Source organism: Oceanispirochaeta sp. M1 (genome assembly GCF_003346715.1).
GTDB lineage: Bacteria > Spirochaetota > Spirochaetia > DSM-2461 > DSM-2461 > Oceanispirochaeta.
Genome location: NZ_QQPQ01000008.1, coordinates 71,011 through 94,201, shown reverse-complemented (window position 1 = coordinate 94,201; position 23,191 = coordinate 71,011). Strand labels below are relative to the sequence as shown.

Below are 23,191 nucleotides of genomic sequence, written 5' to 3'. Positions count from 1 at the left end.
AAAAAGCTGCCCGTCTCCATGGAGAGGGCAGCTTTATTATTTATAAGACAGATATCAATTGATCTGATACCGGAAAACCCGGCTCAAATCCTTCAGCTCAGTTCTTCCAGTTCTCCATGTGTGTCTTTCTCATGAGGAGCCTCAACAACCATTTCGGCAGTATCCTTTGTCTCATCAATCTCATAATCATCCAGAGTATCAGTCTTGAAGAACTTAAGCTCATCACCGATACGCTCGGCTACAGAACCGATGGTTCCGGTCATATCCTGAATCCTTTCTATTGCGCTACTGATTGTATCAATACCACCTGAAACCTGATTTACTCCGGAATTGACACTGCCTGAAATAGCCTGAACATTTTCCACAGCCTGAATCATGGTCTGGGACTGCTCTGTCATACTCTCGGAATCCTGACGGACTTCGATAGACATGGTCTGCAGAGAACTCATGGCCGACAGAATCTGATCTCCACCGGACTTCAATTCAACCATACTCTGGCTGATCTCATTCATAGAACTGAAAAGGTCTTCAACTTCAGAAACAGTCTTTGTAAAAGTTGTCAGAGTGACATCACTGGACTCAGTAGCCTCACGTATATTTTCAATAATTTCATTTAAAGAAGTTCCGATTTCACGGGCATTCTGAGAGGATGCTTCTGCAAGCTTTCTTATCTCGTCGGAAACTACAGCAAAACCCTTTCCATATTCCCCTGCATGAGCCGCCTCGATGGCAGCATTCATAGACAGAAGGTTTGTCTGGGATGAAATATCTTCAATAACAGAAATCATGTTTCTGATGGCATCAATGCTGTTGTTGATCTTCAGAATCGTATCAGATGTATCCTTCAGCTGATTGTTTCCCTGGTCCATTGAGGAAACCATTGTTTCAAGACTGCCGAGTTTTCTCAGTGTAACCTGCTCAACATTGGATATTGAGGCCATCATCTCATTCACTGCGGCGGAGGACTCCTCAATCATGGAAGTCTGCTCCAGAATACTCTGGTTCAGATTCTCAATCCTCCCCGAGATAACTTCAACAGCTTCGTATGAAGACTTTGAAGTTTCATCAAGCTGTAGAACATCCTGTTTGATCTCTTCAGTGCTGATACTGATACCCCGGCTTGTTTGGGTTGTATCTTCAACCTGCTTAATCAGAAGATCCCGGATATTCAGGTTTTCATCGGAAACACCCTTAATCCTGTCAATAATTCCTTTTATGGAGTTCTGAAAAATGGAGAGATTGGAGTTGAGTCTGGCCAGATCATCCTTTGAGGTTACTTTTCCGACTTCACGAAGATCTCCATCTTTAAGACGACCTATACTTCCTTCAATACTTTTAATATTTCTTACTATCTGATTGGTAAATACAAGAGAAGCGATAAAAACAAGCAACAGAGCTATAAATATCCCGATAAAGGTATACAGAAGACTCCTGCTTTCAATTTCCTTGATCTCTCTATTCACAAAACTGAACTGCTCATTGATCACATTGACCGAACTCTCCAGTACATTCTCATAAATACTGTGCTGAGAGAGAAAGTTGGTCATAGCCAGATTAAACCTGGCATCCTCTCTGGTACCAGCCAGATCACGAAAGCGCTTTGCACTGTAGATCTTGGTAAAAGAGAACGAATTGATAAAAATATATGTTTCAACAATCGATTTCCTGAAAACCACATCTGTTTTTTTAAAGCTTGTCAGCCGGTCAAGCTTCATCTCGTTCAGTCTTAGAATAATATCAATGGATTCAGAGATGTCACTGCTGAACTCTCTGAGCAGGACAATAGAATCCAGGCGCTCAAACTGCTCATTCGTTGATTCAATATTGCCCATCAGGTCCTCAAACAGCCTGACATAAGGAGCCTGACCGAGCATCCTGTTCATAGTTATACGTTCAATCTGAATGCTGTCTTTCAGATCCACCAGAACTTGCTGTTCCCCTCTGATCTTTTCGATGGGAGCCATGATCATAAAGTACACGGCAACAATTAAACAGAAGAGAATAATAAAACTTGTAACCAGAGATAATAATTTTGTTCTTATCGTCATAGAGATCACCTTTATCCATGAATTGCTTTTTAGCAATATTCAATGTATTTTTAAATAGAAACTATTACAATGAAAAGAGTCGATGTCAGTATAACCTCGCTGTTTGAAAAAATCATCCTCTTTTTCAAAGCAATTTAACAGGAAGGCCCCATGAAAAACCATAGAAGATTTATCATAATATTAATATTTCTTTTTATTCTGCAACCATTTATCTGGTCTGAAGGTCAGAGTGACCGGATTCCCCAAAATCCGAAAATGATTAATGGAACCCTTGAAAACGGGATGAAGTACTACATCCAGCAGAATGACAATCCACGAGACCGGGCGATCCTTCGCCTGGCAGTAAATGCAGGTTCTCTTATGGAAGAGGATGATCAGCTTGGAATGGCACACTTTCTGGAACATATGGCTTTCAACGGAACAGAGGAATATGCCGAAAATGATCTGGTCCGCTTCTTACAGAGCATCGGGATGCAGTTCGGCCCCGATATCAATGCTCACACATCCTTTGATGAAACTGTCTATAAACTGATGATCCCCCTGGACCAGCCTGACAATCTGGATACTGGTCTGAATATCCTTGAACAATGGGCCTTTCATATGAATCTGAACACAGATGATGTGGAAGAAGAGAGGGGCATTATTCATGAGGAGTGGCGTCGCGGTCTGGGGGCATCCCGCCGTATGATGGATACCGCCTATCCTCAGATAATGTACAAATCCCTCTATGGAGAAAGACTCCCCATCGGAACTGAAGAATCTATTTTAAATTGTACTCCCGAATCTATACGGCGCTTCTATAAAGAGTGGTACCGTCCGGATCTGATGGCCATTGTGGCTGTGGGTGACTTTGATCCCCGGCAAATGGAACAGGATATAATAACCCGTTTCAGTGAATACAAGAATCCTGAACGTCCCAAAGAAAGAACTGAACCTGAAGTTCCAGACCATATGGAGACTGTATTTACCAATCAGAGTGATCCCGAGGCTACCTGGACCGCCGCCGTTATCTTCAACAAGATTGACAATGAAGAGTCGAGACTGAGAGAAGACTATAGAACAGAGCTGATGGAAGATCTCTATCTGGTCCTGTTCAACAACAGACTGGAAGACCTTCAGAACGGCCCCGAACCTCCCTTCACATACAGCTATGTGGACTTTTCCAGCATGACCCGCCCCAAGAGTTTTCACACAATGACAGTGGTCACCGCCGACGGGGCGCTATACGACGGTTTTGAAACCATACTTACAGAAGAGAAAAGGATACGGGACCATGGCTTCACCGCAACTGAACTTGCGCGGGCTAAAAAACAGCTCTACTCCCGTATATTCACAGCTTATAATAATAGAAATAACCGTGAGTCTGTGGAGATTGCCAGTGAATATATAAACTACTTTCTAAATGGCACCCCGGCACCGGGGATTGAGTATCTCTGGGATGTCTTTAATGAGTATATAGAGACCATCAGCCTGGAGGATATACACAAAAGGACACAGCTCTGGCTGACCGAATCCAACAGAGTCATCTATACGATGTCCCCTTCGGGTGATGACAGAGAAGCTGTGGACCCCGTCAAACTCTCAGGCATCAACTATAAGATAAGCCAGACAGCAACAGAGGCTCTTGAAGAGAGAACTGTCAGCACATCACTCCTGGAAGAGCTGCCCGAACCCGGAACCATCACAGAGCGGAAAAAGCTGGAAGCTGCAGGTGCCGAAGAGTGGACCCTCAGCAACGGTGCAAAAGTTGTTCTGAAAAAAACTGATTTTAAGGAAAACGAAATACTCTTTTCATCCATGTCTCCCGGTGGAGTATCCCTCGCAGAAGACAATGATTACCTGTCTGCCTCATTCGCCTCACAGATTATCCAGAGAAGCGGTATCGGGGCATTCTCAATGCTTGACCTGGACCGGGCTCTGGCAGGTTCAACTGCTGGTCTGCAGCCTGTAATATCCGAAATGAGCAGCGGAACAAGAGGAAGCAGTACCCGTGAAGATCTGGAGACCCTGTTTCAGCTGAATTATCTCTATTTCACATCTCCCCGTCTTGATAAAGAGAGCTGGAGTTCCTATAAGAGCCGCATGGCCGACAGCCTTCGAAACAGGGATTCCAATCCCATGACACAGTATTCTGATCTACTTATTAAACTTCTGTATAAGGATCATGTCAGAAGCCGTCCTCTGAAGGAGGAAGTGCTGGATGATATCGATGACCATAAAGCCTTTGAGTTCTATAAAGAGCGTTATACACAGGCTTCCAACTTCACATTTTTCATCACAGGAAGCTATGATGAAGAGCAGATAATTCCATTAGTGGAAAAATATGTTGCCTCACTTCCCAACAACGGCAGCAAAGAGAACTGGGTCGACAGAGATCTTCGCTATCCCAAAGGAGAGATCAGAGAGAGCATTTCCAGCGGACAGGACCCTGTCAGCTATGTCACAATGATCTATCCTGGAGAATGGGAATGGAGCAGCAGGGAAACTCAGCTTATCCAGGCTGTTGCCGACTCACTGCAGATGGTTATTACAGAAGAGGTTCGAGAAAGTGCATCGGGAACCTACAGCCCCTCGGTCTCTGTGACTCCAGCAAGAGTTCCCTATGAAGATTACTATTTTATGATCTCATTCTCCTGTGATCCGGAGAGGACAGAAGAACTGACCAATCTGGTAAAAGAAGTAATCAACAATCTCAAAAATGGAGATATTGAAGACAGAATTATTAAGGATGTCATCAAGGCAAGATCCGTAATACTGGAAGAACAGCTCAGGAAGAACAGCTACTGGCTTTCCAGAATGGAGCGGAATTACTTCCTGAAGCTTCCGGCGGAGGAAATTCCCCCGGTAAATGAACTGGAAGATTATTACAGCAAAGAGTTGATGCAGGAGCGGATGAACAGATACTTTTCTGATGAAGATAATATTGAAGTGATTCTCTATCCTGCCGAGTAGATATCCTCAATAGCCCTAAGCGTAATAAACCCTGGTCAGTTCATAGGACCAGGGTTTTTATTTCAATTGATATGATTCAACAAAATTATTGAGGAATTACGGGAACAAGGCCTGAAGGCTCTGCTACTCCCGAAGGAAGATCTCTTGCTGTTGCAGGAAGCCAGGTCTGATTACGTCCAATGGGTCCAATTTTCCCTCTGACAATCAGATTACCCCTTTCCAGCCACATTTCGGAGCCATATACCTTACCCTTCTGAGGATCAAGGATCTTACCTTTTTTATATTTATTACCTGATTCAACCATATTCCAGATAAAATCCAGACCACAGAAAAAAGGCTCACCCTTTACTTCTTCCGCTCTGGTTGTAGGATCAATATAAGTGTCTTTCAGTTTACCTTCTTCAAAAGTAACCAGAATCCGTCCGAAGACCTTTCCTTTGTAATCATATACCTTAACAATAGATTTAACTTCACCGGTTTCATCATCTACAGTTTTCCACAGTCCCATAATGCCTGAATTGGCCATCAGAGGTGCTGCAAAAAAGCTCAGAATAAAAAGGATACTCAAGATTTTCCTGCTCATAACTCTCCCTCAAATAATTAATAGAGCTATTTTACCATGACTTTCCGTAAACACAAGAAATCTTATAGGGAGAGACGTTTTAAATTGTTAAAATATCAATAATTAAACAGTTCTTCAGGACTGAGTTCTGTGATCTGACCTCTTTTCTCCAGTACCTTGAAATCCAGTTCCTCTTTATTACCGAGTATAAGAATATTGCTCTCCAGAGGAATAACCGAATCTCGGAAGTACTCCTCCATGGCGGGATATGAATAATTCTCCAGATCCCTGAAGACCCGGCTTCTGTATTCAGTATCCAGACCCAGCTCATTTGCCTCCCACCAGCTCCAGAAAATATCTGAATCGGTGATTCTGTCAGATGACTGGCTCTTCAGAAGAGCTGTTCTCGCCTCATCAAACAGCCGGCCCTCCGCCGGAACAGTTAAAAACAAACGATCCATTTCGGCAATAGCTTCGGGAAGTTTATCCGCCTGAGTCCCGAGATAGCTCTGAATAATATGTCTGTTCTGAGGAAACTCGGGAACAGAAATGCTTGAATAGGCCGTATAGGCCAGTCCGCGGGCATCTCTGATCTCCTGAAAGAAAATTGAGTTCAGCCCGGCTCCGAAAAACTCGTTGAATAGTGAGATAGATGCCAGCTGTCCCGAATCAAACACCGACTGAGGTGCCAGCCTGAAAATCTCAGCCTGAACCATATCGTGATGGGTAAAGAAAATCTTGTTCTCTCCATCCTTCTCTTTGTATATTTGTTTCTCACGAAGGGGCTGCGGAGTTGAAAGTGTACCGGGATGAAAATCACATAAAAGAGTCCGCAGCTCGGAGGATCTACGTTTTCCGTAATAGAATACTCTATGAGGGAGATCAAACAGACGTTTCATTTCAGAAGTGAGGGTATCCGCATTATGAGACTTAAGTTCTTTCTCCGAAAGAATGTCACGGAAAGGAGAATCGGCTCCGTAGAGTCCCCAGGAATAAAGCCCTCCCATTAGGAGTACTTTTTTACTGAGCTTGGCATCCTGCCTTCTCTTTAAAAGACCTTGAATATATTTCCTGTAGCTTTTTCTGTCTCCCACTCCCCGGCGGATCAGATTCTGAACATAGACAAGAGCTTTTTCAAAATCTTCATCCTTTCCGTAAACAGAAAAAACTGAACGTTCCAGGTCAACCTGAAAAGAGAGATCGATCCCCAGGAGAAATGCCTCTTTCTGAAGCTTTTCCGGACTCATATCCGGAGTACCGAGATATGTAAAATAATCTCCGGCAACTGGGAGCCAGGGTGATGCACTCTTCCCTTCGGGAAAGATAAAGGTCAATTCGAAGAGATCATTATTTGTATTGGCACAACAGCTCAGACTGATAGACTCAGTGATGCTGCCATGGTGGAGTTTGCTTTTATAATCCGGAAATAATGGCCGCTGGTACCCGGGGTTCTTCTCTCTAAGCGTCCTGAAGTAGGAGGATTCCTGTTCATAATCAATTTTTAATGCTGAGATTTCAGGCTTATCCACAAGCTCTACCGTAGTATCTTCGCCCTCTTTTTTATCCACACGAACATAGGCATCCTTAAATTTCTCACGAACAAACTGCACAAGGTCATCTCCAGTGAGAATCCTCAGTCTGTCCAGGCGGCCCAGATATTCAGTCCAGCTGATCCCTTCGGAAAAGCAGTCGACAAAGGCGTTGACGATCTGATTGGATTCAAGATCCTGAATCTGCTCAATCTCCAGAAACTTAATTACACCTGACAGCAGACGCCGGTCGAATTTCCCCTTCTTGATCAGATCAATCTGTTTCATCAGGAGACGGTGAACAGTTCCAAGAGACTGTCCCGGCCCGGGTGTACCGTAGAGTACAAACCAGCTGTATTCTCCGGTACTGCTGAGACTGCTTCCGCCTTCAAGAATCTTCTGTTTCTGTACCAGGTTCAGGTCAATCAGGCCGGCCTGACTGTTATTTAGAATAAGGTCCAGCATTACAAGGGGATAGAAGTCTTCACTGCGGACTCCGCCAAAACGGAATCCTGTCATGGAAAATTCTGAATCTGCACCTTTCAGAGTCTTTTTATGATGCCCTCTGAGCTTTGGAGCCTTTTTGATGGAAGGGATGGGATGGCCGGATGCAGGAGGATTCCAACTGCCCCAGCTCTCTTCAATAAGAGCCAGTGCTTCCTTGCGGTCAAAATCACCTGCAAGGCAAATTGCCATATGCTCCGGTCGGTACCAGGTGTTCCTGAATTCTTCTATTTTCTCCAGTGAGGGAGCCTTGATATGCTCCTTCTTACCCAGAATGGTATGACTGCCGTATTCATGCCCGGGAAAGAGTCCCGAGAGCAGAAGATCTCTTGCTCTTGAAAAGTCATCATCAAGATCCTGATTAAATTCTTCAAATATGGCTTCAATTTCAGTAAGGAAAGAACGGATGACCGGTCTTGAAAATCGCTCTGATTCAAGTTTTATCCAGCGCTCCAGCTCTATGGAGGGGATATCGCATTTATAAACGGTTTCCCCGATACCCGTATAGGCATTTACACCCCTGGCTCCCAGATGGGAAAGTATTCTGTCATACTCACCAGGGAGACTGAGGCTGGAAGCCTTCTGATTCAAGGCATCGATCTTCTTAAACTGTTGACTCCGTTCATCTCCGTCACCCATACTTCGAAGTTCTTCAAAGGAGGCTTTGATCTCATCAAGAACTTTCTTTTCCTCGGGCCTCTGTAGAACACCGATAGACTCGGAGCCCTTAAACATCAGATGTTCAAGGATATGAGCGGCCCCTGTTGATTCATGAGGGTCCTGAGCAGAACCTGCCTTGATTACAACTCGGGTCTCTATTCTGGGTTTATAATTTGTACACGAGAGATAGAGGGTCAGCCCGTTGGCTAATGTATGTATAGTCAGATGATAGGGATCTGACAGGGTATTTATAGAATCAGGATTATCCTGTTTATCAGCTTTCAAAAACATAACAAAACAATATAACCGATTACCTCACAAGGTGATAGAGAAAGAACCGCCCATTTCAACGAAAAAAACTGCCTCCGGGGAGGCAGTAATCCATTTAACGTACTTATTTCTTTCTTAAAAGATCATTGGATGATAATAATCAGGGAGCCCGTAGAATCACCGCCGCCTGTTCCAGAGGCTCTGGCACTGTCAAGTGAAGCATCAGAACCGTCAGGTCCACCACCTTCTCCACCGTTTGTGGAGGGAGAGACAGAAGAGTCCTCTTTCTTCTGATCAGCAGGAGGTACCGGAGCACCGCCCTCGGGATCGGCCTGGGATGAAGAACCTGCAGGAACATTCACCTTTCCACCGCCGGCAGTGGAAAAATCCACATTACCCTCAACAACTACAAGTCGGATTCCGTCAAAAGTAAAAGAAGTTCCCCTTACTGCCGCAGTGGCCACAGGACTTCTGACCTGAAAGTCATTGATCCGTCTGTCACTTTTCTTTACATCTGTTCTGATCCGGCCGGAGCCGAGAAAAAGCTTGGTGGTAGTTGTATCCGAGGAGTTTGTATACTCCTTTAATGTCATTCTTGTCAGAGGCTGAACAGTGATTTGAGCATTATCCATTACAACCCTGGCCTCAGAGGCAAAACCTGTGGAGATTCTGGCATTTGTGGGTACTTCCATCCCCTCACTGGCAGACTGCCAGGCTTTTCCGGGCTCCTGGATTTCGACCTTGCCGCTGATCCGTCCCAGTGTTGCCGTCTGGGCTGTAAGAAAGGACGCACTGCTTATAAAAATCAGTATTAAAAAAATCTTTTTCATAATAAACACTCCTCGAGCTTCCTTATCAGAAGCTCACAGATAAATAACCGCCGATACGGTATGAAATATCCTTCTCAGTCTGAATATCCTTATTGGGAATAAAAATACCGGAAGTCAAAGAGAGACCCAGGTCAGACCAGGGGCGGAAATTAACTGTAAAATCGATCTCTTCCCCAAGATAGAGTGAATTACCGGAATCTTCTGATATGTAATCATCAAAAATCGGTCCATCCACCGCCCTCATAAAGGTTATAGAGGAAAGCAGAAGCTGAACCTTTTCTATGGGCATAATGGAAATACTCAGATCTCCGAAGATCAGGTTGCCCAGTTCAGGAGAATAAACATAACCCTTGGTGGTATTCGATATGGGAACATAGCGATGCAGACTGCTGCCGCCGCCATCAGGTGGATTTAAAAAGTTGAAATCAGCTCTGTCACTCCAGCTGTCACCTGATGAATACAGGGCATCCAGGCTGATGGTCGTATTGAACCGGGGCTCAACATAGTAATCCAGGGTCATGGAAGCCATTCCGCCCAGATAGGAGTAGTCAGCTGCCGCATCTGTGCCATAGCTGGGGATAAGATACTGACCTGTCTGCAACACCCCCGAGAGGGTATAAAACAGATCAGGAATAATTGATCCGTCTGCAGAGAGCTGTACATATTGAGTATGAAGTTTCCCGGTCTGGCTGTCTTCGAGGTAACTGTTATCTTCCTGACGCAGATCCATCTGGGCAATAACAGCCAATTTCAGAGTATTCCCTCCGGCAAGGATGGGAGAACTGATTTCTGCAAATCCCAGAATACGGGGAGGTGCAAGAAGAAACTGGTCATCCGATTCCAGTTTGTCCGCAGGTGACATTACGACTTCAGATGTCAGATTGAAGACCAATCCTGTATAACCGATACCCGCCTTTACGGGGAGTATTTTATTCCGGAAAAAGACCTCTCCTCCGTCTGCAGTAGATTTCATCACACGGGTAGTACTGTCACTGAAACGGAAACGTCCAACAGTATAGCTGAGCACATTTCCGTCACCTAAATTGCCTCTTCCATACAGGTATAAATCTGAGATATCAGGAATATGCTGGTGCTCTTCCTTTTCATAGCGGTATATGTAACCGGCTTTCCCGAAGAGGTTGAACTCAGGACTGAATGCTGAACGCAGCCACATGCCGGCTTTATTACCCTGGGTAAATTCTTCACTCTCAATATTGGAGCCCTGGGAGATATTTTCAATTTTTCCTCCCCAGTCAATATCAGCTGCCCAGACTCCGGCGGCAAGACAGAAGAGAAGCGCTGTCAAGACAGTTATTCTTTTCATCATGATCCCTCTCCTTCAAGTACAGTTGTTAGAGTATTCATCACTTCAAAGGGTTTAAGGCTTCGTCCAGGAGCATAACTGCCCAAAAGCCATTTTCGATAGGCAGCTTCTCTGGCAGCATATCGGGGACCGGGAATCAGCCTGTACATCAGACCTCCCTTCAACTCAAGAACCTCCATAAGAATATATGAAAACTCACCGTAACTTATGCTTCTACCGGAACTGATATCCTCAATTTTAGTCAATTCATCGGATTTCATGATCCAGTCCAGTGCATCTTCAACTGCAGCGGATTCATCAATAATGCCTGCCGCGGCAAGAATCAGATATGAGGTAGTACCCAGATCCGCTTCATCGCGATCCAGGAAATCATCCAGGACTTCATTGGATTGAGCCATCAGGGAGATGGGCATCATAATAAGAAGGACCAGGGGAAATAATATTGCGAGCTTTTTCATTCGCCGTAACTCCTATGATTCCGATACTGATATTTTACTGTTCCGATACTATTATTTTATGTCTCATATGAGGAAATCACAACTTTTAGATGTTAAAAAATGAACATCTTCCCGATTTGATTCAATTTCTGTAAGCTTTTTTCTGGTAATACCTAAACAGACTGATATAATAATACCATACAGGAGAAATTCATGAACAAAAAGTATATCTATATGGGGATACCGATACTGCTGTCCATCCTCTTTTCCCTGCTTCTTACAACAGAATCTTTTCAAAGCACAGAATACTCAGTTTATGACTTGCTCCTTCATATAAAACCTGAAGTAACGGAAGATAAGGATCTCCTATTGGTCAACATAGATGACCTGAGTATAACCAATATCAATATGTACCCCATCAGCCGGGATATCTTTGCCGACGGCCTGATGCTGATGAAAGAACTGGGTGCAGCCTATGCGGTATTGGATATTGAGTTTATAGACAAGAGTCCCGCAGGATTGAACAATCAGTATCTTGAAGAGCAGATCCCTCAGCATTTCAACAATGTTTTCAGCGATATTTCGCAGCAACAGCAGAATTTCATACAGGCTCTTCAAATGAAACAGATTCCTCTGGAAGAGGCAGGTGATTTCCAGGCACAGCTGGATGACTACTCTTACCAGATGCAGCAGGAACTTCTCGATAATGTAAATAAGATTGCCCGGGATAATGATGAGTATCTTGGAAAGGCCATCTCCTTCTTCGGAAATGTTATATGTACAGTCAACATGATGAAGAGTGAAGATAATACGACTCCTCTGGAACTGAAAGAGCTGGCAAAGGAAAAAGTATCTCTCAATAAATATTTTAAGACCCCTTTTGAGGGCTTTACCAAGGCACAGGAGATAAAGCCAGCCATCAATCAGGTTCTTTCAAACTCACTCGCCGCCGGCTCCCCCAGAGTCAACATTGACCCTGATGGTGTAAGACGGCGTATTGATCTTATCTACGATTACAAAGGGACCTACTATCCGCAGCTTGGATTTGCCTCTCTTCTCCAGTCAATGGATGTACAGGAGATGGAGAGAACTCCTGTCTCCCTGATTCTAAAGGGTGCTCTTCTGGATGGTGAAAACAGACAGGACCTTGAGATTCCTCTGGACAGAAGCGGTAAAATGATAATCAACTGGCCGGCTAAAAATTATCCCGATAGTTTCAGACATATCAGTTTTTTCTTTTTATACCGACATGACCGACTCAATTCAGATCTTGCATACAATATGCGACTTCTTGTTGATAACCTGAACTTCCTCTATCAGAACGGATTGCTGGATAGTTTGTTGTTTGACGAGATAGTAGATATCTTTAATCTCTATAATTACATTGAAATGCTAAAAGCGGACCATATGGACGGGATTAAAGATATCGATTTAGAAGAATATAAATTTTTAAGGGAACAATATTTTTCAGACATGGAAAACTATTTATCAGGGGATTCAGAAAGTTATATTATAGACAACCTTGATTACTACCTGGATTTCCCAGACTTGCCGGAAGACCTGTATTCCAACCTGCTACAGCTGAAAGAATTCATCCCCACCGTCTTTGAAGCTTCCCGTACGCTTGTCAGGGACATTCAGGATATACGTGTTACATTAAAAAAAGATCTGGAAGGCTCCATCTCCATCATCGGATATTCCGGAACATCCACGACTGATATCGGGGTTAACCCCTTCGAAGAAGAGTATATGAACATGGGGCTCTATGCGGCTGTAACCAATACAATTCTCTCTGGTCAGTTCCTGGACGAATCACCCCTCTGGGTAGCCATGATGGTCACATTGATTATGTCCCTGCTCACTGCCTTTATTGTCTCCCGAATGAACCACCCAGCCTGGGGAATGGCATCAGGTATAGCCGTGCTGGTTCTGACAGAAGCAGCTCTGATCCTGATATTTATTTTCACAGGAATATACACTCCCCTCCTGACTCCGGGAATCACAATACTGTTATCATTTATAGGCATAGTCAGTATGAATCTGATCCTCTCATCCAAAGAGAAAGGATTTATCCGCAGTGCCTTTGCCCAGTATCTGTCTGATGATGTAATCAATGACCTGTTGGATGATCCTTCCAAGCTTGCCCTGGGTGGAGAAGAACGGCATATGACTGCCATGTTCACAGATGTAAAGGGATTCTCCTCAATATCTGAAAAACTGACACCCCAGAATCTGGTTGCCCTGCTCAATGACTATCTGACTGAGATGAGTAACCTGGTAATGGAAGAAAAAGGAACCATCGACAAATATGAGGGAGATGCAATCATCGCCTTCTTCGGAGCACCACAGCCCTTCCAGGATCATGCGACTCGAACCTGCCGGGCTGCCGTTCGCATGAAGAAAGCCGAGAAGATTCTCAATGAAAGAATGATTGCCGCAGAACGAACTCCCGGCCCCCTTCTTACAAGAATTGGAATCAATACAGGAGATATGGTTGTCGGAAATATGGGTACAGTTCAGAAGATGGACTACACCATGATGGGTAATGCGGTTAACCTTTCAGCAAGGCTTGAGGGTGTAAATAAACAGTACGGTACCTGGATACTTATCAGTGACAGCACCTACAGAGAAACAGGTGATCAGTTCACCGTAAGGATGCTGGACAGAGTAAGGGTTGTTGGAATAAACGAACCTGTCCGCCTATATGAACTGGTGGATGAAGCCCATCTCACTCCTGAAAATATTCTGGAGGGACTGAATTATTTCCATAAAGCAATGGAACTCTTTGAAGCACAGAACTGGTCTGAGGCCAACGAAATGTTTAAAAAAACAAGACAGGTGATTCCCGAGGATGCTCCATCCGAGATATATATGAAACGCTGTCTGAAATTCAGTAAGGACCCTCCCCCGAAAGACTGGGATGGAGTGTTCAACCTGACACAGAAATAAATAAGTACCCTTATGTCTACAGACAAGCGTGGAGAAAACAATGAAGCACCGAAAACAGTTCACCCTGATCTTAATGATATTGCTGATCTCCACGGGGCTCTCTGCTGACTCCAGAGTAAAATTCCACTCCATAAGCCTTTTCGGCTTTGAACCCATCAGCCGCTATGAAAATGTAGTGACCGGTTCCGGTATATCCCTGGCTCAGGAATTGTATTTCGGCAGTGGAAAACTCCTTCAAATAGGAGGAGGATTCCGTTATCTCGTACCCAGAGAGACAGAGGGTGACGAACAACTGAGCTGGATTCCAGTTTATGCCGCAGCAAAACTTTTCCTCCCCGTAGAATCAGTCCCCATCTACGCCAAAGGAACAGCGGGTTACTGCTTTATAGAAGGAAACAATGCTGCTTTGCTCAACAAATCGGATTTGAACGGCGGATTCTATTTCAGCCTGGGCGGTGGTGTGGATCTGCCGGTATATTATGCAGATTCGGTCCGCTTCTCCTTTGTTTTTGACATGGGCTGGTCATCATATTCCGCCTCCTACAGCAGGAACGGATCTGATAGTTCACTGAGCTACATGACAATGGATATGCTGGTAGGGATGGGAATCCGCTTCTAATTATTCCTGACATATATTAAATATCTGTAATATCCCATTAATTGCCCTCTGAGCAGACTTTTAAGAGCCTCCCAGGGCTTGTCACCCCTAAGCTAAAAAAGATATATTTTATCCTGAATCGCTAAATCTAGATCGATTCAAATAAAACCCGTCTCTTAACAGTATGAACTACCTGGTGAAAGAGACATCAAATAAATATATCGAGGAGCATCTAATATGGTAAATGGTCTAATTGTAACCATTGTCGGCATGTCCGTGGTGTTTCTGTTTCTAACTCTTTTGGTCGTGACAACAACTTTCATGTCCAAAATAGTTCTGAAGTTTTTCCCTGAGCAGGAAAAACCGGCTGCTCCCGCCGTCAGAAGATCATCCGCAGACGCAGAAATTGCTGTGGCAATTGCTGCTGTGAAAGCTCACACACAATCCTAAAAAGAGGTTAAATTCCCATGAGTAAAAAGCGCGTAAATTTTATGTGTACAGCTTTCCGTGACGGTTTTCAGTCCGTATACGGAGCCCGTGTATTAACAAAAGACTTCCTGCCAGCTGTTGAAGCAGCATCAAAAGCAGGGATCAAACATTTCGAAGCCGGTGGTGGAGCCAGATTCCAGGCCCCCTTCTTCTACGGCAACGAATCAGCATTCGACATGATGGATGAGTTTAGAAAGGCTGCCGGACCCGATGCAGACCTTCAGACTCTTGCCAGAGGTGTCAACGTTGTAGGTCTGAGTTCTCAGTCCAGAGACATCATCAACCTCCATGCCAAAATGTTCAAAAAACACGGTATCACAACGATTAGAAACTTTGATGCCCTTAATGACGTAAACAATCTGATCTATTCCGGTCAATGTATTCATGAAGCAGGCCTGAGACACGAAGTAGTTGTCACAATGATGGCTCTTCCCCCAGGAGTAACAGGTGCTCATGACAAAGACTTCTATGTTGGTGTTCTGAAAGGAATCCTCGAAGCCGGAATCCCCTACGATTCAGTATGTTTCAAGGATGCTTCAGGTACAGCAACTCCCAAGATCGTCGGTGAGACAATTGCAGCTGCAAGAAAACTCCTCGGTCCCGATATGAATATTGCTTTCCATTCACACGAAACTGCAGGTGTATCAATCCAGCAGTATGTAACCGCAATTGAAGCCGGTGCTACACAGGTTGACCTTTCATTGTCTCCTGTATCAGGTGGAACCTGTCAGCCCGACCTTATGACAATGTGGCATGCTCTCCGCGGAACTGATTACGATCTGGGAATTGATCCCTACGAAATCATGAAAGTAGAAGAAACTTTCGAAAAATGTATGGAAGACTACTTCCTACCCCCCGAAGCTACAATGGTTAACCCCATTATCCCCTTCAGCCCCCTCCCCGGCGGAGCTCTGACAGCAAACACACAGATGCTTAGAGACAACGGACTGATGGATAAATTCCCGGAAATTACAAAAGCCATGGGCGAAGTTGTAATGAAAGGTGGATACGGAACTTCGGTTACTCCCGTATCCCAGTTCTACTTCCAGCAGGCATTCAACAATGTAATGTTCGGTCCCTGGAAAAAGATCGCCGACGGTTACGGTAAAATGGTACTCGGTTACTTTGGAAAGACTCCAGTAGAACCCGATGCAGAAATCAAGAAAATCTGTCAGGAACAGATGGGACTCGAGCCCACAACTGAACTGGTAGTTGATATCAACGATAGAAACGAAAGCCTCGGTATTGAAGCTGCCAAAAAGCTCCTTACCGACAACGGAATTAAAGACTTATCCGATGAGAACATCTTCATCGCAGCGGCCTGTCAGGATAAGGGAATCATGTTCCTTAAGGGCGAAGCCAAGGTCAATATCAGAAAAGATGCCAAGAAGGCTGCCGCTTCAGGTGCTACTTCTACCGAAGGCTACACCGTTACAGTTAACGGTAAGGCTTACGGCGTAAAACTTGACGGTGACAAGGCTGTTGTAAACGGCGCAAGTTATGACATCTCCATTGCAGACGGTATTGATGAGGCTGCAGCTGCTGCTTCAGCCGCACCTGCAGGCGGACCCGCACAGGCTGTTAACGCTCCCATGCCCGGTCTTGTTCTCAGAATTCCCGTTGCAGTAGGTGACAGTGTCTCTGAAGGTGATGAAGTAATTGTTCTGGAAGCTATGAAGATGGAAACTCCTGTTTCTTCTCCTGTTTCCGGTACAGTAAAAGCCATTTCCGTATCTCAGGGAGATCAGGTTACTGCCGGACAGTCCCTGATCGAAATCGGCTAAGGAGTAGATAAACTATGACATTCGGACAGACAATAGTGGCTTCCTTTCGGGAGCTTTGGCTGACCACAGGTATCTTCGGCTTTTTGCAGGAAGGTGGCTGGGGTAATATAGTCATGATTATTGTAGGGTTTACCCTCCTTTATCTGGCTATAAAAAAAGAATTCGAACCACTTCTTCTCGTTCCTATCGGAATGGGTGCAATATTGAGTAATATTCCCTTTGCGGAAATTGCTGCTCATACAATACTGCAGGGTGAGTTCACTGAACATGCAATGCTTATTCATGGAGTAGCCGGTGGTTTCATCGGTATGTTCTATGATATAGGTGTAACGAGCGGTCTTTTCCCTCTTCTCATTTTTATGGGAGTCGGGGCAATGACTGACTTTGGTCCCCTTCTGGCAAACCCGAAAACACTGTTATTGGGTGCATCTGCTCAGTTCGGTATTTTCGTTGCACTTCTTGGTGCGGTGGCTCTGGGACAATATGTGCCCGGAATCACTTTCAACCTATTTGATGCGGCTTCTATCGGAATCATCGGAGGAGCGGATGGACCGACTGCAATTTATGTAGCGTCCAGACTTTCTCCGAGTCTACTGGGGGCCATTGCCGTAGCGGCTTATTCTTATATGGCACTGGTTCCAATCATACAGCCACCCATAATGAGAGCTCTGACAACAAAAGAAGAGCGTCAGATCAAGATGGAACAGCTCAGACACGTAACCAAGACTGAAAAGATTATTTTCCCCTTGAGTGTACTGGGAGCCTGTATCCTTCTGCTGCCATCGGCAACTCCTCTTCTGGGAGCTCTGATGTTTGGTAACCTTGCAAAAGAGTGTGGTGTTACCGACAGACTTTCTGACACAATGCAAAACGCCCTGATGAACATCGTAACGATCATGCTTGGTCTTGCAGTCGGTTCTAAAATGCAGGCTGCACAGTTCCTGAACCTGAATACCCTGGGTATTCTGGCTATCGGACTCATTGCCTTCTGTATCGGAACATCATCGGGTGTACTTCTGGCCAAACTGATGAACAAAGTGTCAAAGGGTCACCCCATCAACCCCCTTATCGGTGCCGCCGGTGTCTCTGCCGTACCTATGGCTGCCCGTGTAGCCAATAAGGTTGGACTGGAAGAGAACCCCAACAACTACCTGCTCATGCACGCCATGGGTCCTAACGTTGCCGGGGTAATCGGATCTGCAGTAGCAGCCGGTGTCCTTCTGGCTCTGGTACCAGTTCTGGGTTAATACCTTTTATTTGAATATCCAAATGATATATAAGACCGTCCTGAGAAGGACGGTCTTTTTTTTCACTGATCAATCTATTTACGACGACTGCTGAAACTGGAAAAACAAACACAGTAAATCCACAAAAGACTCACAGTAATGACCTGTAAAATCAGAGAATGAGGAATACACTCTGAATCAGGAGTTAAAAATATGATTTTCTGGCATCTGCTACAGAGCCTTCATATCGCTGTTTGGGTTTATGCTCTGTATACAGCCTTAAGCATACAGACTTCTGAGAGCTGGATTCTGTTCAGCATATTTTTTTTAATAAATCTACTTCAGTTTCTATTTATTTCTGATGACATCGGCAGGGATAGAGGATTCTCCGGGGGACAGTCCTTCGTAATGACCATCCTCCTGGGATTTTCATGGTGGTATCCTCTGAAACAGAAAAAAGAATTCTGATTCCGGGCCATGTATCTATCTACATTCTCTGGAGTTTTTTGAAGCGTTTCAATTCATCCATAAAGTTAGGGGTGAATTTAGAAGGGTCTGATTCCCGGATCTCTTCAAGAGACCAGAATTTTCCTTCATCAATTTCATCACGGTCAAAATCAATTGCACCGTTCCATATGCAGCGGTATGTGCTCACAAACTCTGATTCATAGTCATTTGTGTGCAGATATCGATGAAGAAATTCCAGAACAGAACCCTCAATATTGAGCTCCTCTTTCATCTCCCGGTAGGCCGCCTGTTCATAGGATTCACCTGTACTGACATGACCTCCCACTGAAGTATCCCACTTTCCCGGTTGTACATCTTTTGTAATGCTTCTTTTTTGAAGGTATAATTCACCTGAACTGTCAAACACAAGGATATGTACAACCCTGTGAATCATCCCGGGATTACCATGAAACTCATCTCTTTCACCAGTTCCGATTACATTATCATGCTCATCAACCAGATCAAAAATCTCTTTTTCCTGTACCGGCATGTTCCCTTCTCCTTTCATATGGAATACCCATTCAATTTAAGAAAGATATCCATATCACAGTAGTAAATAATAATCTTTTTTGATATGAATTCCAGAAAAGATTTTATTAATACAGTTCATAAATCAGGACGCCGATAATTTTATCTATGAAGATTCCAATTATTTATCCTGATACAAGAAAAAAAATAACCTGGGATGTATTTATTTTAATACTGACAATCCTCATAACTCTGGTCATACCCCTCATTACGGTATTCCAAATTCCACTGACCGGAGTATTTCTGATCTTTGATTTCTTCATCTCGGTAATACTTATTCTTGATATCTTCATTGAGTCTCATACTGGCTATAAAGAGCAGAGAGAAGTCATTACAGACCAGGACCTTATCTATAAAAGATATATAAGAACAGCACTATTCGTAGATGTTGTAGCTGCCTTTCCATTTTATATGATCCTGTCTCTCGCTTCCAATCCATTAATTGTTCAGATTGGATATTTCTGTAACCTCCTTCGTCTGGTGAAACTGTTCCGGACAACAAGAACTATCAGCCGGATACGAAACAGCAAACGACTGAACCCGAGTTTTATAAGAATGACTCTGCTGATCTTCTGGATACTTATAGCAGCCCATTTGATCTCATGTGCCTGGATGTCCATCTGGGAAGATCCTGCTGCTCTGAATCCAATCAATGCGGATTCTCCCTATCTGAGATCCTTCTATTGGACTGTAACGACCCTGACAACCATCGGCTACGGAGATATCTCTCCCAGCACCAGGCTGGAAACGATATTTGTTATCATTATTGAGCTTATCGGTGCGGGTATGTACGGTTTTATCATTGGTAACATCGCCAATATCATCGCAAATATAGATATAGCAAAATCCCAATATCAGGAAAAAATGGAGAAAGTCACGACTTTTCTTCGATATAAGAAGATTCCACCGGATCTGAAAGACAAGATAAGTGATTACTATGACTACCTCTGGGAGAGCCGGAGGGGATACGATGAATCATCAATCCTCTCTGATTTGCCCAAACCGTTACAGACTTCGGTATCCCTGTTTCTGAATAGAGAAATCATACAGAAGGTTCCCATTTTCCAGGGTGCTTCGGAAGAGTTTATCAAAGAAGTAATTTTGAATCTTGAACCCGTTGTTTTCACACCGGGAGACTATGTTGTGATAAAGGGCGAGATAGGATATGAGATGTATTTTATCAGCCGCGGTTCTGTTGATGTTGTTTCTGAAGATGAATCCGTTGTCTATGCCACACTTGGAGCCGGTTCATTCTTCGGAGAAATAGCCCTCCTCCTCTCGGCTCCCAGAAACGCCACCATCAAGGCCAAAGACTATTGTGACTGCTACTCGCTGAATAAAGAAACCTTTGATCAGATCCTGGCCCGTTTTCCCCAGTTTGCAGAGCGTATCGGTGATATGGCTGAAAAACGCAGGGCTGAAACTGAAGAGAAACAAAAAAAGAAAAAATAGTATTTCACTTACAGATTACCATATATTTGTGCGGCAATATCTAATAACGGCAGTCATCCCCATGGCTGCCGCTTTATATTAATTTTATATATTATTTTTCATATATTATGGTTTTTATATAATATCTGCATTATAATAGTTAATAGTACTTCAGAAGCAATCCTGAAGTGGAGGCAAAGATGAATAGAAAAACTGGTTTAAAAGCAACTTTGATTCTACTTGCAATATTTTTTTTACTGAGTGCTTGTGACGGCTCATCAAACAATGGTGTAAGCGAAGGCTATGGAGGAGTGGATCTTGCGATTCAAGGCTCTCTGCCAGCTGGAACATTGGCAGGAAGAGACGCGGCAGATTCTGCAGTCCTTAGCATAACAGATGTTGCCGGTGCAGAAATCGGACAATTGACACTGACAGATGCACGGGTGAATATCTATCAGATAGAACTGGAACAGGAACTGGCTGAAGTAGATTCTGAAGATGAGGAAGCCCAGGAACTGGAAGTGGAGTACACAGGCCCCTTTATTGTCAATGTGCTTACGGATGTCATTGAACCCGCCATTCCCTACATAGAACTGCTTCCGGGAACCTATGATGAAATCAAACTGAAAGTAGCCCGCATTGAGGGAGACGAAGTGGATGATGAGGGAAATCCTCTTGTTGATCCTTCTGATCCTCTATATGAAAACAGCATAGTCCTTATTGGAACCTATACCGGACCAACGTCCACAGTGAATGTGACAGATATGGATTTTACTGCTACTTTTGCCATCGATGAAGAGTTTGTACTCGGTGGTACTGAAGTGATTATTCTTGATGAAGGCGTAATAAATTCTATTATTGTCGCCTACCGTCTGGCACGCTGGTTTCATTTTGACAATGCCGAAACCAACGGCGATTCCGTAGAATTTGCTACAATAGTAAGTGCAGCTGGTGAGATAATCTTAAATGAAGATCAAACCGGAGTTAATGCAACAATATGGGAAGTTATCAAAAAAAATATCAAAGAATCAGCAGACTTCGGAGAAGATTCAGATGAGGACGGAGAACTGGACTCGGATGAGGATGAGGATGAGGATGTTGATTCTGAAGATGATGAAGACTTTTAAGATCTAAAACAATAGAACCAATGAAGCTCCCGTAATACGCGGGAGCTTCTTTTTTAGCTGACCAGAACAGTTGAGTTGTCTGAAAGATCCAATTCCGGCTCATCCTCATGACGAAGGGCTCTATAAAGCAGCAGTGCTGTTACGATTGTAGAGATCCCATCTGCAATGGGAGTCGCCAGCCAGACCCCTGTAAGACCCCAAAGGGGTGCAAGAACAAGTACAAGCAGGGGAACAAGAAGAACAAATTGACGCATACTGCTCAAAAACAGTGCTGTAACAGGTTTATTGATCGCCTGAAAATAACTGTTCCCGATAAACTGAAATCCCAGTGCCGGGAGCATCAGTACAAAAAGGCGTAGTCCCTTAACCGCAATCTCGAGGGTTTCTGATCCTGGATCAAGAAACAGGCTCAAAGCGGCTCTGGGAAAGATCTCAAGTAATGCCCAGACTATTGTAGCAAATACGACAGCGATTGTTGCGGCAAAGAATAATGCTTCTCTCTCCCTATCTCTTAATCCGGCACCATAATTGTAACCAATCAACGGCATGGTTCCAAACTGGATTCCAAAGAGTGGCATAAGGAAAAGAGTATAGAGGCTGTTAATCGCACCGATTGCCGCCAGGGCTGCTGTTCCACCCAAATCAACCAGATACAGGTTTAGAAAAAGCAAGGCAAAACTGGCACCGAACATACCGATGAATTGCGAAACTCCGAGAGCAACCATACTGCGGACAACAGAGAACTTCAGAATGAATGATGAAACATCTATTGCTAGAGAGCTTTTCCCTTTCAGGTAATAAGTAATGAGAATTAACGAACCGACAATCTGCCCGGTAATAGTAGCCCAGGCCGCACCCTGTATACCCCATCTGAAAACAACAACAAAGAGAAAATCCAGAACAAGGTTAGTCACTGCAGAAATAATTTGAGAGGCCATTGCAAGACGGGGCTGCCCCTCTGTCCTGACTATATTTGCAAGATTCATGGAGAAGAGCTGAAATATCATTCCCAGCAGTATTATCCTGAAATACGGAAGGGCATATTCAATTACATCCTCTCCTTTAAGCAAGAGAATCAGATCTTCTGCAAAAAGGAAGCCCAGAGAGACAATTAGAGCAGCTGATAATGCAATCAGTGTAATCATATTCCCGAAGATTCCTGCCGCCTGATGGGCCTTTTTTTCACCCAGCTTAATAGAAATAAGAGGTGCAGCGCCTCCTCCAAGCAGCGAGGCCAGAGCCATCATCATAAGCATCAACGGGAAAATCACTGTAACTCCCGCAAGGGCATCTTCCCCGACAAATCGCCCGATAAAGATACGGTCCACGACATTGTAGATTGAGTTTACCACCATGGCGATCACTGTGGGAATTGAGTATTGAAGGACCAGTTTTTTTATGGGTTCTGTACCCATTTGTTTTGTATTATCTGTCAT

17 protein-coding genes are annotated in these 23,191 nt (G+C 44.2%); 9 read left to right on the top strand and 8 right to left on the bottom strand.

The genetic code is table 11. From position 1 onward, the window contains the following. Positions 1-92 precede the first annotated feature (92 nt). A complete protein-coding gene (locus DV872_RS07295; RefSeq protein WP_114629204.1) occupies positions 93-2,048 on the bottom strand; it encodes a methyl-accepting chemotaxis protein in 1,956 nt (651 codons plus the stop codon). Positions 2,049-2,198: 150 nt separating this feature from the next. Here DV872_RS07295 and DV872_RS07290 point away from each other — a divergent pair, with 150 nt between their 5' ends. Next, positions 2,199-5,000, top strand: coding sequence for a pitrilysin family protein (locus tag DV872_RS07290; RefSeq protein WP_114629203.1), 2,802 nt, complete (start codon positions 2,199-2,201; stop codon positions 4,998-5,000). A gap of 85 nt (positions 5,001-5,085) precedes the next feature. Here the strand turns inward: DV872_RS07290 and DV872_RS07285 are convergent, their stop codons facing one another. From DV872_RS07285 to DV872_RS07265, 5 genes are all read right to left on the bottom strand, one after another. Then, positions 5,086-5,583: a DUF2147 domain-containing protein gene (locus tag DV872_RS07285; RefSeq protein ID WP_114629202.1), complete on the bottom strand. Its 498-nt coding sequence runs from the start codon at positions 5,581-5,583 to the stop codon at positions 5,086-5,088. A gap of 95 nt (positions 5,584-5,678) precedes the next feature. Continuing rightward, the gene (locus tag DV872_RS07280) at positions 5,679-8,546 is read right to left on the bottom strand and encodes a pitrilysin family protein (RefSeq protein ID WP_114629201.1); all 2,868 of its coding nucleotides are present in this window, start codon (positions 8,544-8,546) and stop codon (positions 5,679-5,681) included. Positions 8,547-8,668: 122 nt separating this feature from the next. Continuing rightward, on the bottom strand, positions 8,669-9,355 hold the full coding sequence (locus tag DV872_RS07275; RefSeq protein WP_114629200.1) for a FecR domain-containing protein: 687 nt from the start codon (positions 9,353-9,355) through the stop codon (positions 8,669-8,671). A 25-nt stretch (positions 9,356-9,380) separates the two neighbouring features. Further along, positions 9,381-10,682 (bottom strand): alginate export family protein, encoded by a 1,302-nt coding sequence (locus DV872_RS07270; RefSeq protein WP_114629199.1) that lies wholly within the window; start codon positions 10,680-10,682, stop codon positions 9,381-9,383. Continuing rightward, a complete protein-coding gene (locus tag DV872_RS07265; RefSeq protein WP_114629198.1) occupies positions 10,679-11,137 on the bottom strand; it encodes a hypothetical protein in 459 nt (152 codons plus the stop codon). The genes DV872_RS07270 and DV872_RS07265 overlap by 4 nt, the downstream gene beginning before the upstream one ends. A 192-nt stretch (positions 11,138-11,329) precedes the next feature. Here DV872_RS07265 and DV872_RS07260 point away from each other — a divergent pair, with 192 nt between their 5' ends. The 6 genes from DV872_RS07260 (at position 11,330) to DV872_RS07235 (ending at position 18,630) form a co-directional block, all read left to right on the top strand. Then, positions 11,330-14,065: an adenylate/guanylate cyclase domain-containing protein gene (locus DV872_RS07260; RefSeq protein WP_114629197.1), complete on the top strand. Its 2,736-nt coding sequence runs from the start codon at positions 11,330-11,332 to the stop codon at positions 14,063-14,065. A 40-nt stretch (positions 14,066-14,105) separates the two neighbouring features. Further along, positions 14,106-14,684, top strand: a complete 579-nt coding sequence (locus DV872_RS07255; protein WP_114629196.1) for a hypothetical protein — start codon at positions 14,106-14,108, stop codon at positions 14,682-14,684. Between the two features lie 216 nt (positions 14,685-14,900). Further along, the gene (locus tag DV872_RS07250; RefSeq protein WP_114629195.1) at positions 14,901-15,113 is read left to right on the top strand and encodes an OadG family protein; all 213 of its coding nucleotides are present in this window, start codon (positions 14,901-14,903) and stop codon (positions 15,111-15,113) included. Between the two features lie 17 nt (positions 15,114-15,130). Beyond that, on the top strand, positions 15,131-16,936 hold the full coding sequence (locus tag DV872_RS07245; RefSeq protein ID WP_114629194.1) for a biotin/lipoyl-containing protein: 1,806 nt from the start codon (positions 15,131-15,133) through the stop codon (positions 16,934-16,936). 14 nt (positions 16,937-16,950) lie between these two features. Further along, positions 16,951-18,183 carry a sodium ion-translocating decarboxylase subunit beta gene (locus DV872_RS07240; protein ID WP_114629193.1) on the top strand — a complete coding sequence of 411 codons (1,233 nt, stop codon included), beginning with the start codon at positions 16,951-16,953 and terminating at the stop codon, positions 18,181-18,183. A gap of 192 nt (positions 18,184-18,375) precedes the next feature. Continuing rightward, entirely contained in the window at positions 18,376-18,630 is a 255-nt protein-coding gene (locus DV872_RS07235) for a hypothetical protein (RefSeq protein WP_114629192.1), read from the top strand. A 19-nt stretch (positions 18,631-18,649) separates the two neighbouring features. On the opposite strand, the gene DV872_RS07230 is transcribed toward DV872_RS07235, so the two are convergent. Then, a complete protein-coding gene (locus DV872_RS07230; RefSeq protein WP_114629191.1) occupies positions 18,650-19,159 on the bottom strand; it encodes an NUDIX domain-containing protein in 510 nt (169 codons plus the stop codon). Positions 19,160-19,305: 146 nt separating this feature from the next. Between DV872_RS07230 and DV872_RS07225 the strand changes: the two genes are divergently transcribed. Together DV872_RS07225 and DV872_RS07220 are read left to right on the top strand one after the other, a co-directional pair. Continuing rightward, a complete protein-coding gene (locus tag DV872_RS07225; RefSeq protein WP_114629190.1) occupies positions 19,306-20,649 on the top strand; it encodes an ion transporter in 1,344 nt (447 codons plus the stop codon). 179 nt (positions 20,650-20,828) lie between these two features. Further along, a complete protein-coding gene (locus DV872_RS07220; protein WP_114629189.1) occupies positions 20,829-21,755 on the top strand; it encodes a hypothetical protein in 927 nt (308 codons plus the stop codon). Between the two features lie 53 nt (positions 21,756-21,808). Here DV872_RS07220 and DV872_RS07215 read toward each other — a convergent pair whose 3' ends face one another. After that, complete coding sequence (locus DV872_RS07215; RefSeq protein WP_114629188.1) at positions 21,809-23,191, bottom strand: MATE family efflux transporter; 1,383 nt, start codon at positions 23,189-23,191, stop codon at positions 21,809-21,811.